This is a genomic window from Streptomyces sp. DvalAA-43 (genome assembly GCF_900091725.1).
GTDB classification, from domain to species: domain Bacteria; phylum Actinomycetota; class Actinomycetes; order Streptomycetales; family Streptomycetaceae; genus Streptomyces; species Streptomyces pulveraceus.
The window spans coordinates 62,300-76,288 of sequence record NZ_FMBW01000066.1; the positions used below are offsets into that span (position 1 = coordinate 62,300).

At 70.5% G+C, this 13,989-nt stretch carries 4 protein-coding genes; all 4 read left to right on the forward strand.

Features of this window, described 5'->3' with window-relative positions; translation table 11 throughout:
• The first annotated feature begins 23 nt into the window (after positions 1-23).
• From GA0115234_RS27675 to GA0115234_RS27690, 4 genes are read left to right on the forward strand one after another with little or no spacing between them, the layout of a single operon-like run.
• On the forward strand, positions 24-9,476 hold the full coding sequence (locus GA0115234_RS27675; protein ID WP_093547148.1) for a non-ribosomal peptide synthetase/type I polyketide synthase: 9,453 nt from the start codon (positions 24-26) through the stop codon (positions 9,474-9,476).
• Complete coding sequence (locus tag GA0115234_RS27680) at positions 9,466-11,148, forward strand: phytoene desaturase family protein (protein WP_093547150.1); 1,683 nt, start codon at positions 9,466-9,468, stop codon at positions 11,146-11,148. The genes GA0115234_RS27675 and GA0115234_RS27680 overlap by 11 nt, the downstream gene beginning before the upstream one ends.
• 20 nt (positions 11,149-11,168) lie before the next feature.
• Positions 11,169-12,902 carry a phytoene desaturase family protein gene (locus tag GA0115234_RS27685; RefSeq protein WP_237541797.1) on the forward strand — a complete coding sequence of 578 codons (1,734 nt, stop codon included), beginning with the start codon at positions 11,169-11,171 and terminating at the stop codon, positions 12,900-12,902.
• On the forward strand, positions 12,899-13,954 hold the full coding sequence (locus tag GA0115234_RS27690) for an MDR family NADP-dependent oxidoreductase (protein WP_093547154.1): 1,056 nt from the start codon (positions 12,899-12,901) through the stop codon (positions 13,952-13,954). The genes GA0115234_RS27685 and GA0115234_RS27690 overlap by 4 nt, the downstream gene beginning before the upstream one ends.
• Positions 13,955-13,989 lie beyond the last annotated feature (35 nt).

Consider the following 13,989-nt stretch of genomic DNA (forward strand, 5'->3'; position numbering starts at 1 on the left):
CGCCACGATCTAGGAGTACAGCCTTGCCCGACGTGAACAGTGCCTCTGTGAGCGACAAAGTAGCGATCATCGGCATGGGGTGCCGACTGCCCGGCGGTGCGTCGGACCATCGCACGTACTGGAAGAATCTCATGGAGGGCAAGGACTGCATCGCACCGACACCGGCCGATCGCTACGACGTCGGCAGCCTGGGCAGCAGACACAAGGAGAAACCCGGACGTCTGATCGGCGGCCGCGGGGGATACATCGACGGATTCGACGAGTTCGACCCCGCCTTCTTCGGTATCAGCCCGCGCGAGGCCGACCACATGGACCCGCAGCAGCGCAAACTGCTCGAAGTCGCCTGGGAGGCACTGGAGGATGGCGGCCAGCGGCCCGCGGAGCTCGCCGGCAGCAACACCGCGGTGTTCGTCGGTGCGTTCACACTGGACTACAAGATCCTCCAATTCTCCGACCTGGGCTTCTCGTCGCTCGCCGCGCACACCGCCACCGGCACCATGATGACGATGGTCTCGAACCGTCTCTCGTACTGCTTCGACTTCCGCGGACCGAGCCTCTCGATCGACACCGCGTGCAGTTCCTCCCTGGTGGCGGTACACCTCGCCTGCCAGAGCCTTCAGAACCGGGAGACGGACCTCGCGCTGGCCGGCGGTGTACTGCTGCACATGGCGCCGCAGTACACCATCGCCGAGACGAAGGGCGGATTCCTCTCGCCCGACGGCCGTTCACGTGCCTTCGACGCCTCGGCCAACGGCTACGTACGGGCCGAGGGCGTCGGCCTGGTCGCGCTCAAGCGGCTGGACGACGCCCTGCGCGACGGCGACCCCATCCACGCCGTGATCCTCGGCGCGGGGGTGAACCAGGACGGCCGGACCAACGGCATCACCGTCCCCAACGCGGACGCCCAGGTCTCCCTCATCCGACGCGTCTGCGGCGAAGCCGGCATCACGCCCGGCGACCTCCAGTACGTGGAGGCGCACGGCACCTCCACTCCCGTCGGCGACCCGATCGAGGCGAACGCACTGAGCCGGGCGCTCTCCGTGGGCCGCCGACCGGACGCGGCCTGCTACGTGGGCTCCGTCAAGACGAACATCGGGCACACCGAAGCGGCAGCGGGCATCGCCGGACTGATCAAGACCGTGCTCTGCCTCAAGCACCGTCTCATCCCGCCCCACATCAACCTGGAGCAGCTCAACGCCGCCATCGACCAGGACTCCGCCCCGTACCGGATCCCGACGGAGCCCACCGCATGGCCCGACCACGAGGGACCCGCACGGGCCGGGGTCAACTCGTTCGGATTCGGCGGCACCAACGCGCACATCGTGCTGGAACAGGCGCCGCCCAGTCAGACACCACCGGCCGCACCCGCCGAACGGGCCTGGAATCTCCTCCCGTTGACCGCCCGCACCCCCGAAGCGCTGCCGGAGGTGGCGGCCGGAATCCGCCGCGAGCTGGCCGGCGTCGACGGGCCCGGGGTGTCGCTGCCCGACCTCGGCCACACACTGGCCCACCGCCGCCAGCACCTGGAGTCACGGCTCTCCGTCGTGTACTCCTCACGGGCCGGACTGGACGAGGCACTCGCCGCCTTCCTGCGCGACGAACCGCACCCCGGAGTCGTCCACGGCAGACAGCTCGAACCCGGACAACGCGGTCTGGTCTGGGTCTTCACCGGCATGGGCCCGCAGTGGTGGGGGATGGGCCGCCAGCTGCTGGAGAGCGACGAGGTGTTCCGGGACGCGGTCACCCGCTGCGACCGGGCCATCCGCGCGATCGCGGGCTGGTCCCTGATCGAGGAGATGCGGGCCGACGAAGCCGGATCACGCATGGGCGAGACCTGGCTCGCCCAAACGGCCAACTTCGCCGTCCAGGTGGGCCTCGCGGCGATGTGGCGCCAGTACGGAGTACGACCCGACGCCGTGGTCGGCCACAGCACCGGGGAGGTCGCCGCTTTCTACGAAGCGGGGGTCTACACCCTGGAGGACGCGGTGAAGGTGGTGGTGAACCGCAGCCGCCTCCAGCAGAAACTGACCGGCACCGGCACCATGCTCGCCGTGAGCCTGACCGAGGAGGAGGCGCAGTCCCGGGTGTCCGCGTTCGGGGACCGGATCTCGGTCGCCGCGGTCAACAGCCCCTCCGCGGTCACCCTGGCCGGGGACCGGGACGCCCTGGCCGAACTGGCGGAGAGTCTCCACGCCGAGCAGGTATTCGCCAAGTTCCTCACCGTGCAGGTCCCGTACCACAGCGCGGGCATGGAGGCGATCAAGGACGAACTGCTGACCTCGCTGGAGGGTCTCGCCCCCCGGCCGGCCACGGTTCCCCTCTACCTGACCGGGCAGGAAGGCACGGCGCACGGCAGCGAACTGGACGCGGACTACTGGTGGAAGAACGTCCGTGACAGGGTCCGGTTCCGCTCGGCCGTCGACCGGCTCGCCGACGACGGGTACGGGCTGTTCCTGGAGATCGGTCCGCACCCGGTGCTGGGTCACTCCATCCGCGAATGCCTCGAAGGCAGGGAGACGCCCGCCCGGACCCTCCCGTCGATCCGCCGGCAGGAGAACGAACCCGAACGCTTCGCCGCCTCGCTGGCGGAACTGCACAACCTCGGCGTCCCCATCGACTGGGACACCCTGCACCCGACCGGCAGACCGGTGGTTCTGCCCCGCTACCCGTGGCGGCGCGACCGCCACTGGACGGAGCCCGCACCCGTCGCCCAGGTCCGCCTCGGCCACTTCGACCACCCGCTGCTGGGCCGCCGCACCGACGACACCGAGCCGACCTGGCACGCCACACTGGACACCGAGCGGCTGCCCTACCTCGACGACCACCGCATCCAGTCCACCGTGGTCTTCCCGGCCGCGGGCTACCTGGAGATGGCCACGCAGGCCGTCCGCACCCTGACCGGCGGCACCCATGTGGTGCTGACGGACATCGAATTCCGCAAGGCACTGTTCCTGCCCGAGGGCGAGGACCGGGCGGTGCGCCTGACCCTCTCCTCGCAGAACGCGGCGTTCACCATTGCCTCGGCCGGACCGGACGAGGGCAGCCGTGCGGTGCACGCGAGCGGCGTCGTGCGCTCGGGGCAGCCACGCCCGGCCGGGCCCCCCACCGACACCGAAGCCCTCCGGGCGCGCACCCGGCGACGGCTGGGCGGTGAGGACTGCTACGCGGCGCTCGCCGCCCTCGGCTACCACTACGGGCCCGCTTTCCGGGCCATCGAAGAGGTGTGGATCGGTTCCGGAGAGGTCCTCGCCCGGCTCCGGCCACCCTCGGTGATCGGCGACGACGCGGCCGGACACCACATCCACCCCGTACTGCTCGACGCCTGCTTCCAGTCACTGCTGGCGACACAACTGCCCGAGACGGAGGCAGACGCCGAAGGCGCGGGTGAACCGGAACGGCAGAGCTCCGGGATCCGGCTGCCACTGTCGATCGACGAGCTGCGCCTCGCCCCGGTGGGAGACCGGCCGATCTGGGTGCACGCGACGGTGACCCGCGACGGCGCGGACGAGCTCGTCGGGGACATGGCCGTCTACGCGGACGGCGGCGAGCCCCTCGGCGGCATCCACGGCTTCCGCGCGGCCGACGTGGAGAAGGCGTCCACGGCGGTCGGCCTCGGCACGATCGATTCCTGGCTGGCCGAGACCATGTGGATCGACAGCCCCTCCGCCGAAGAGGAGGACGGAGCCGGTCCCGACCGTGCCGTGCCCACCGGCGGCGACTGGCTGGTGTTCGCGGACCGCCAGGGCGTCGGCGACGCCCTGAGCGCCCTGCTCGCCGAGCGCGGCGAGCGCTGCCACCTGGTGCGCCCCGGCGACACGTACCGAAGAAGCCGCGAAGGCGGCGAGTTCACGATCGATCCGGAGTCCGACACGGACCTGGAGCGGCTCCTCACCGAGCTGAGCGAAGACAGCGACGGCGCGGACGGCGCCGGGGGACCTGTCGGCACCGTCGTGCACCTGTGGAACCTCGACCTGCCCCACCGCGCCGACGCCTCGCCCCAGGACCTCGTACGGCACAGCGGCACCGGGGCCTACTCGCTGGTCGCGCTCGCCCGGACCCTGCTCCGCCGCGAGGCGGCCGGCCGACTGCACATCGTGACCCGCGGCGCGCAGCACACCGGCCCCGGCGATGCCGTCGAGCCGCTGGGAGCGCCCGCGTGGGGAGTCGGCCGGGTGCTCAGGCACCAGGAGCTGCTCTCCCACCCCGGCAAGCTGATCGACCTCGCCCCCGGTCCGCAGAGCGGCGAAGGATTCCGGGACGAGGCCCGCGCACTGCTGCGCGAACTGCTGACCGATGACGAGGAGGAGATCGCCCTGCGTGGCGCGGCTCGCCTCACCAGCCGGATCCGGCAGGCCGAGCAGCTGACGCACCCCCTTCCGCTGCGCCTGCGCACCGATGCGAACTACCTGGTCACCGGCGCCTTCGGGGCGCTCGGCCGACTGCTGTGCCGCACGCTCGTCCGGCGCGGGGCGCGCAGTCTGATCCTGATCGGACGCACCGCACTGCCCGAGCGCTCCGCCTGGCGGGACCTGGACCCCGGTACCGCCGAGGGCCGTGCCACCGCTTTCGTCAAGGAGTTGGAGGCGCTCGGGGCACGGGTCGTCCTGGCACCGCTCGACATCACCGACGAAGCCGCGCTCGCCTCCTGGCTGGAGCTGCACCGGAGCACCGACCCGCTGCCGGTGCGCGGTGTGTTCCATCTCGCCGGACAGGTCCGCGACACCCTCGTCGAGGACATGGACCGCCGGACGTTCGCGGACGCCCACGATCCCAAGGCCATCGGCGCGTACCTGCTGCACCGCCACCTCCGGGACGAACCGCTGGACCACTTCGTCCTGTTCGCCTCGATCGCCTCACTGCTCACCACGGCCGGCCAGACCAACTACGCCGCCGGGAACGCGTTCCTGGACGCGCTGGCCCAGCACCGCCGGACACTCGGACTGCCGGGGCTGAGCGTGGACTGGGGCCCATGGGCCACCGGCATGATCGAGGAGCTGGGACTCGTCGACCACTACCTCCACCACCGGGGGATGAGCTCGCTCGCGCCGGACGTCGGCATGGCCGTACTGGAACGCGTCATCGGCCAGGACCGCGCCCAGCTGCTCGTCGCCACGATCGTCGACTGGCCGGTGTTCCTGGCCTGGTACGCCTCGCCGCCCTCGCTGGTGGCGGAGCTGGCCGCGGCGGCACCGGCCGGGACGGCCACCGGGCCGGGGGAGGGCGTCCTCGACACCTTCCGCCACGCGGACCCGGCCGAACGTCTGGCCCTGGTGACCGGGCGGTTCATCACGCTGACCGCCTCCGTGCTGCGGACCGGCCCCGACCGGATCGATCCACACGCGGGACTCAACGCGCTGGGACTCGACTCGCTCCTGGCGATGGAGCTGCGCGCCCGGATCAGCTCCGAGCTGGGCGTCGCCCCTCCCGTGGTGGCGCTGCTGAGCGGCACTCCCGTGGCCGAGCTGATCACACAACTCCACGATGCTCTCGCGGAGTTGGTCGCCCATGAGGCCGGCGGCGCCGACACGGCCGCGGTGGAGGTGTTCGAGGACGAACTCCGCCACCCGCTGACGCAGAACCAGAAGGCCCTGTGGTTCCTCAGGCAGCTCAATCCCGAGGGCTACGCGTACAACATCGGCGGCGCGGTCGAGGTCCGGGTCGCACTCGACCCGGAACTCATGTTCGAGGCCGTCCGCTGCCTGGTGGCACGGCACCCCGCGCTGCGGACCAACTTCCTCACGGTGGACGGCGTCCCGATGCAGCAGGTGTCGCCGGAGGCCGTCGCCGACGTCGCGCTGTTCGACGTGCGGGACCAGGAGTGGGAGGACATCCACCGCACGATCGTGGCCGAGTACCGCAAGCCCTACGACCTGGAACACGACCCGCTGTTCCGCTTCCGCCTCTTCAAGCGCGCCGACGACCGCTGGGTGATCATGAAGGCGGTGCACCACATCGTCTCCGACGCGATCTCGACGTTCACCTTCATCGAGGAACTGCTGGCGGTGTACGAGGGGCTGCGCCAGGGCCACGCCCCCTCGCTGCCGCCCGTCACCGCCCGCTATCTGGACTTCCTCAACGCGCAGAACCGCTTCCTGGCCGGACCCGCGGCACCGCGCATGCTCGACTACTGGCGCTCGCACCTGCCGGTCGAGGTCCCGACCCTGGAACTGCCCGTCGACAAGCCCCGCCCCGCGGTGCAGACGCACAACGGCGCCTCGGAGTTCTTCGTCCTGGACACCGGGCTCACCACCCGGGTGCATGCTCTGGCCCGTGAGCACGACGTGACCCCGTTCATGGTCCTGCTGAGCGCCTACTACCTGCTGCTCCAGCGCTACTCGGGCCAGGACCAGGTCATCGTGGGCAGCCCGGTGACCGGCCGGACCGAGCAGGAATTCGCCTCCGTCTACGGCTACTTCGTCAACCCGCTCCCGTTGCACGCGGACCTGTCCGGCGACCCCTCGGTCGCCCGGCTGCTGCAACAGGTCCGCACCACCGTGCTGGGCGGCCTGGACAACCAGGAGTACCCGTTCGTCCTGCTGGTCGACAAGCTGGGACTCCAGCACGACCCCAGCCGCTCCGCGGTGTTCCAGGCCATGTTCATCCTGCTCACCCACAAGGTCGCCACCGAGAAGTACGGCTACCGGCTCCAGTACATCGAGCTCCCCGAGGAGGAAGGGCAGTTCGACGTGACCCTGTCGGTGTACGAGGACGAGGCGGAGCGCCGGTTCCACTGCGTCCTGAAATACAACACGGACCTGTTCCTGCCGGAGACCATGCGGCGGATGGCATCGCACTACACCGCACTGCTCGACAGCATGACCCGGGCCCCGGCGGAGCGGTCCACCTCCCGGCTGGAGATGCTGGGCGCCCAGGAGCGCGAGCGGCTGATCGGCGAGTGGAGCGGCGCCGGGCGCACCGCCCTGCCCCCGGGAACGGGCGAGGCGGACGCGTTCCGTCCGGTGCATGAGCTGATCAGCGAGCGGGCCGCCCGCTGCCCGGACGCCGTGGCCGTCACGGTCCCGGCGCTCCACGAGCCGGCCCGCCGGCTGACGTACGCGGAACTGGACCGCCGGTCCGAGGAGTCGGCCCGGCACCTGCGAGGGCTCGGGGTCGGCGCCGGATCGGTGGTGGCGCTCTGCCTGGAGAAGTCGCCAGAGCTCGTCGTCGCCCTGCTCGCGGTCCTCAAGGCAGGCGGCGCCTACCTGCCGATCCCGGCCGACCACCCGGCCGACCGGGTCGCCCACACCGTACGGACCGCGGGCGCCACCCTCGTCGTCGCCGAGGACGACGCCTGCCGCGACCGGCTGGCCGGGCTGCCGGAGCGGACGCTGACCCTGCGGGAACTGCGCGAGGCCGCGCCCGCGACGGACGACCTGAGCGGAACAGGCCCCGGCGCCGCCGAACCGGCCGGTCCGGACTCGACCGCGTACGTCATCCACACCTCCGGCTCGACCGGCCTCCCCAAGGCCGTGCGGGTCAGCCACCGCAATCTGGCCTCGGCCTACGGAGCCTGGCTCCAGGAATACCGGCTAGACCGCGACGTCCGGGTGCACCTCCAGATGGCCGCTCCCTCGTTCGACGTGTTCACCGGAGACGTGGTGCGCGCGCTGTGCTCGGGCGGCAGCCTGGTGCTGGTCGACCGCGATCTGCTCTTCGACACCGAGCGGCTGTACACCACGATGCGTCAGGAGCGGGTCGACTGCGCGGAGTTCGTGCCCGCCGTCGTGCGCGGACTCATGGACCACTGCGAACGCCGGAGCCTGCGACTGGACTTCATGCGGCTGCTGGTCGTCGGATCCGATGTGTGGAAGGCGGGGGAGTACCGGAGGCTGCACGAGCTGTGCGGACCGGGCACCCGTCTGATCAACTCCTACGGGGTAACGGAGGCGACCATCGACAGCGCCTGCTTCGAGGGACCTCTCGACGACCTGGAACCCGGACGGACGGTGCCGATCGGGCGACCCCTGAGCAACAGCACGCTCCATGTGCTCGACCGGCACGGTGAACCGGTGCCGCCCGGTGTGCCCGGCGAGCTGTGGATCGGCGGCGACGGCGTCGCACTCGGCTACGCGGGCGACCCCGAGCTGACCGACCGGCGCTTCGTCACCCGGACCCTGAGCCGGGAGCCGGGCGCGGCTCCCGTACGCCTCTACCGCAGCGGCGACGCGGCGCGCTGGGACGCGGACGGCCGGGTCCATCTGCTCGGCCGGGCCGACAGCCAGATCAAGCTCCGGGGCCACCGGATCGAGCTCGGCGACATCGAGGCCCACCTCGCCCAGTGGCCCGAGCTGGTCCGGGCCGTCGTCACGGTGCGCCCCGACGCCCGGGGCGAGGAGGTGCTCTGCGCCTACTGCGTACCGGCCGAAGGAGCGGTACTGGACCGGCGCGCGCTGCGCCGGCACCTCGCGGACCGGCTGCCCGGGTACATGGTCCCGGCGCACTTCGTCACCGTGCCGGAACTGCCCCTGACCGCCAACGGCAAGGTCGACCCCGCCGCCCTGCCGGTGCCCCGGTTCGACGCGGACGACGAGCCCGAGGAGAAGCCCAGCACACCGTTCGAAGTAAGCATGGCCCTGCACTGGAAGGAGCTGCTCGGCCTGGAACGGGTCGGCCTCACGCACGAGTTCTTCGAGGTCGGCGGCAGCTCCATCAAGCTGATCGAGCTGATCCACCGGCTGCGCAAGGAGTACGGCGTCGGCATCCCCGTCAGCCTGCTGTACCGGGTGACGACCCTGCACGGGATGGCCGCCACGCTGGAGCGCCTCGCCACCGGATCGGTCTCCGACGACCTGCCCTGCCTCAGCTTCAACAGCGACCGGGAGCCGACCATGTTCTGCTTCCCGCCCGCCGGCGGGCACGGACTCGTCTACCGGGAGTTCGCCGCCACCCTGCCCGAGTACCGGCTGATCGCGTTCAACTACGTACCCGGCGCGGACAAGGTGGCCCGCTACGCCGACCTCGTCGAGTCCCACCGGCCCGACGGCAGGTGCCTGCTGCTCGGCTACTCGCTCGGCGGCAACCTCGCCTTCGAGGTGGCCAAGGAACTCGAAGGCCGGGGACGCGACGTCGCCCATGTGATCGTGCTGGACTCGCACCGCATCCTCGAACCGTATGTGCCCGGCCCCGAACACATCGAGTTCTTCGAGGCGGAACTGGCCGAGCACCTGCGCAAGCACACCGGATCCGATGCCGTCGCCCGCGAGACCCTGGACCACGCCGCGGAGTACCTGGCCTTCTGCGGCCGCACACCGAACCTCGGAACGGTGTCCGCGACCGTCAGCGTGGTCACCGACGAGGACAAGACGGCGCTGTACGCCGCGGACGCCCGCGGTACCTGGCACGGCAGCTCGACCGCCGCCACGGCCGTGCTCCGCGGCTCCGGGATCCACGCCGACATGCTCGACCCCAAGCACGCGGCCCGCAACGCCGACCTGGTGCGCGGCATCCTCCAGGAGGGCGGCGCCGATGTCCGGTGAACCGGAGGACGAGTGGAGTTCCCGTGACGGTGCGGGGGACGGCGGGCCCCGGGTCATCGTGATCGGCGCAGGCGTCGCGGGAATGTCCACCGGGTGCTACGCACAGATGAACGGGATGCGTTCGCGCATCTTCGAGAAGCATGTACTGCCCGGCGGCTGCTGCACGGCCTGGTCGCGCGACGGCTACATCTTCGACTACTGCATCGAGTGGCTGATCGGTACGGCCGAGGGCAACGAGGCCCATCAGGTGTGGCGCGAGCTGGGGGCGCTCGACGGCAAGACCATCACCAACTTCGAGATGTTCAACAGGGTCGTCGACGAGACCGGCCGCTCCGTGACCTTCTACAACGACCCGGACCGGCTGGAACGCCACCTGCTCGACGTCTCGCCCGCCGACGCCCGGCTGATCCGGACCTTCTGCCGGGACCTGCGCCGGTTCGTCGACATCGAGCTGTACCCCTTCCTGACCGCCCCCGCCCTGCGGACGGTACGGGAGAGAGCGGCCCTGCTGCGCACCGTCCTGCCCGCGTTCCGGCTGTTCTGGCGCACGGCTTCGACGCCGATGCACGAATTCGCCGACCGGTTCCAGGACCCGTTGCTCCGCCGGGCGTTCCGCAACATCTTCTTCCAGGACCCGGAGGGCTTCCCGCTCCTGCCGTACCTGTTCAACATGGCCGGCGCCCATCACCTCAACGCCGGTTTCCCCCAAGGAGGTTCGCTGGGCCTGGCCCGGTCGATCGAGGAACGCTACACCTCGCTGGGCGGCCGGATCAGCTACCGGGCACGCGTCGAACGGATCCTGGTCGAGGACGGGCGCGCCGTCGGGATCGAGCTGCGGGACGGCAAGCGGTACTACGCCGACCACGTGGTCTCCGCCTGCGACGGCCACACCACGATTCACGGCCTCCTGCAGGGCCGGTTCACCGGCCCCCGGATCGACAAGCTGTACGACGAGCTGCTGCACCGTCCCGGCGCCCTCTTCCCCGCGGTGGTCTCCGCCTTCGTCGGGATCCGGGGCGATCTGGGCCCCGACCGGGCCCACAGCACCACCTATCTGCTCCCGCCCGAGGACGCCGCGCAACTGCCCGGCGCGCTCCAGAGCAGTGTGGTGGTCCAGCTGCGCTCCGACTACTCGGACGGATTCGCCCCACCCGGCAGGTCCGTCATCCACTGCACCTACTTCAGCGACTTCGCGTACTGGAAGGCGCTGCGCGCCGCCGACCGCAAGGACTACCGAGCGAAGAAGGGCCAAGTGGCCGCATTCGTCAGGGAGTTCCTGGAACGCCGGATGCCCGGGGTGGGCGAGCGCATCGAGCTCGTCGACGTCGCGTCCCCGGCGACGACCCGGCGCTACACCGGCAACCACGACGGATCCATCCTGGCCTGGAAGGCGTTCTCCGAGGCCGACGACATCGCGGCCAAGCTGGTCGGCAAGGACCGCATGCGTCTGCCCGGCCTGAGCGGTTTCTCGATGGCCGGGCAGTGGGTCGGCATGGGCGGACTGATCCGCGCCGCGTCCACCGGGCGCTTCGTCGTCCAGTACCTCTGCGACGAGCTGGGACGCGGGTTCACGGCGTCGGAGAGCCGGGGCACCGAGCCCTGGCACCCCGGGAAGCTGGGCCGACTGCCCCAGCTCGACAAATGGTCCATGCGTGGTGACATCCGCACATGAACACCGAGGAGAACAGGTCCATGGCGCGTTCCGGAAGACAGTCGATGATCATCATCGGCGCAGGGCTGGGTGGGCTTTCCACCGGTTGCTACGCCCGGATGAACGGCTACCGGACCCATGTCCTGGAGATGCACGAACTGCCCGGCGGCTGCTGCACGGCCTGGGACCGCGGCGACTTCAGGCTGGACCCCTGCGTCAGCTGGCTCCTGGGCAGCGGCCCCGGGAACGAGATGCACCAGATCTGGCTGGAGCTGGGTGCGCTCCAGGGCAAGGAGGTGCGGCACTTCGATGTGTTCAACGTGGTACGCGGCACCTGTGGCCGGTCGGTCTACTTCTACTCCGACCCCGACCGGCTCCAGGCCCACCTCATGGAGCTCTCGCCCGCCGACTCCGCTCTGATCAAGAACTTCTGCGGGCAACTGCGCGCCTTCCGTAAATGCCTCGCCGTCTATCCGTTCCTCAGACCGGTCGGGCTGATGCCGGCGATGGAGCGCTGGCGCATGCTGGCCTCCTTCGTCCCCTACTTCAACGTCGTACGCAAATCCATCGGTGTACTCATGACCGACTACTCGGCGCGGTTCAAGGACCCCCTGCTGCGCGAGGCGTTCAACTTCATCCTCTACGAGAAGCACCCGGCCTTCCCCGTACTGCCGTTCCACTTCCAGCTCGCCTCGCACGCCAACCTCTCCGCGGGCGTCCCCGAGGGAGGATCCCTCGGGCTGGCCGAGTCGATCGAGCGGCGCTACCGCTCGCTCGGCGGCGAGATCACCTACAACGCCAAGGCCGAGGAGATCCTGGTCGAGGACGACCGCGCGGTCGGGGTCCGGCTCAGCGACGGGCGTGAACTGCGCGCCGACATCGTCGTCTCGGCGTGCGACGGACGCACCACGACGATGGACCTGCTGAAGGGCCGCTACCTCAACGAGGAGTACCACCGCCTCTACACCCGGACCATCGAAGCGCCCGGCATGGTCTTCCCCGGGTACTTCACCCTCTTCCTCGGCCTGCGCCGCGAATTCCCCGACGCCGACCCCTGCACCACCTATCTGCTCGACGAGAAGGAAGCGGCCGGGCTGACCGGCATGCGGCACCCCAGCATCAACGTCCAGTTCCGCAACAGGCACTACCCCGAGCTCTCCCCGCCAGGGACGAGCGTCGCGTACGTCACCTACTTCTGCGACATCGCCCCCTGGCGCGCCCTGGACGAAGGCCCGGAACAGGCGACCCGGACTCGCGGCGGGCAGGAACTGCACACCCTTCCGGTACGCCACGGCCGCGGGTACTACGCGGCCAAGCGCCGGGCCCGCGAGACCCTCGTCGCCTTCCTGGAGCGGCAGCACCCCGGCATCGCGGACGCGATCGCCGTCCGCGATGTGTCCAGCCCGCTCACCCAGGTCCGCTACACGGGCAACTACGACGGCACGGTGCTCGGCTGGCAGCCCTTCGTGGAGAGCGGGGAGACGCTGGAGAAGCTCATCAAGAAACACGGCCCCGGTCTGCCCGGACTGCGCAACTTCTACCAGTCCGGGGTCTGGGCCACCACGGGCGGCCTGATCCGCGCGGCGGCGGCGGGCCGGCACGTCATGCAGTTCATCTGCCGCGACGACGGCCGCCCCTTCACCGCGTCCGTGGACGAGAGCGGTCCGCCTCCCACTCACCGGGTCATCGAGGTGGGGCCCCGGCCGGTGTCATCGGCGCCACGTCCCGTCGCGGAGGGCCGTCCGGCCCTCGTCGAGAGGAAGGGAACAGTATGAGGGCCAGGAAGTGGGTGGTGCGCGAGCACATCGAAGGCGTCCCCGACGTCGAGCGGGTCTACGGACAGGTCGAGGAGGATCTCGACACCGAACTGGCCCCGGACGAGATGCTCCTGAGGACGCGGTACGTATCGGTGGACCCCTACCTCCAGGGCATCGCGCTGGACACCCCGCTCGGTGGGCACATGGGGGCCGACTCGATCATGGAAGTGCTGGAGGCGGGTCCGCGCGCGGCCCACCGGCCCGGTGATCTGCTCCAGGGCTTCGGCGGCTGGCGCACCCATCTCGTCAGCAACGGCGCGGCCACCCCGTGGTGGACCGGGACGTTCCCGATGGTCTTCCCGGCCTTCCGCCGCCTCGATCCCCGCTGGTACGACGACGCGCTGCCGCTCCCCACCGCGCTCAGCGCCATGGGCGGCCCCGGCATGACCGCCTGGGGCACCCTGACGAAGTTCATGTCGGTCCGCCCGGGGGACACCGTGGTGATCAGCGGCGCCTCCGGCTCGGTCGGCTCGCTGGTCGGCCAGATGGCCAAGCTCGCAGGGGCCCGCGTGGTGGGCACCACGTCGACGACGGAGAAGGCGGACTACCTCGACGAGCTGGGATTCGACGCGGTCATCGTCTACCGCCACGGGGACAACCACGAGGCCGTCCGGGACGCGCTCCTGTGGGCCGCACCGGACGGCGTCGACAAGTACTTCGACAATCTGGGCGGCACCGTCACCGACGCCGTGTTCTCCATGCTCAACGTCGACAGCCAAGTGGCCGTGTGCTGGCAGTGGGCCACCCAGGTGGGCCGCGACGTCACGGGTCCGAGGCTGCTGCCGCAGATCATGTTCCCGCGCGCACATGTGCGGGGCATCTTCTCGCTGGAGTGGTTCACCGAGGAGAACTGGCGCGCACTCCACGACGAGCTCGGCGGCCTGATCCGGCGGGGTGAGGTGCGCTGCGGACACACCCTTCACCACGGCTTCGAGAACATCCCCGACGCCTACCGCAGTCTCTACCAGGGCACCGACGGAAGCCGGGGCAAGGTCCTGGTCGAACTCTGATCCCGGCCCCGCACCACCGCGTCCCCCGTCAGCCC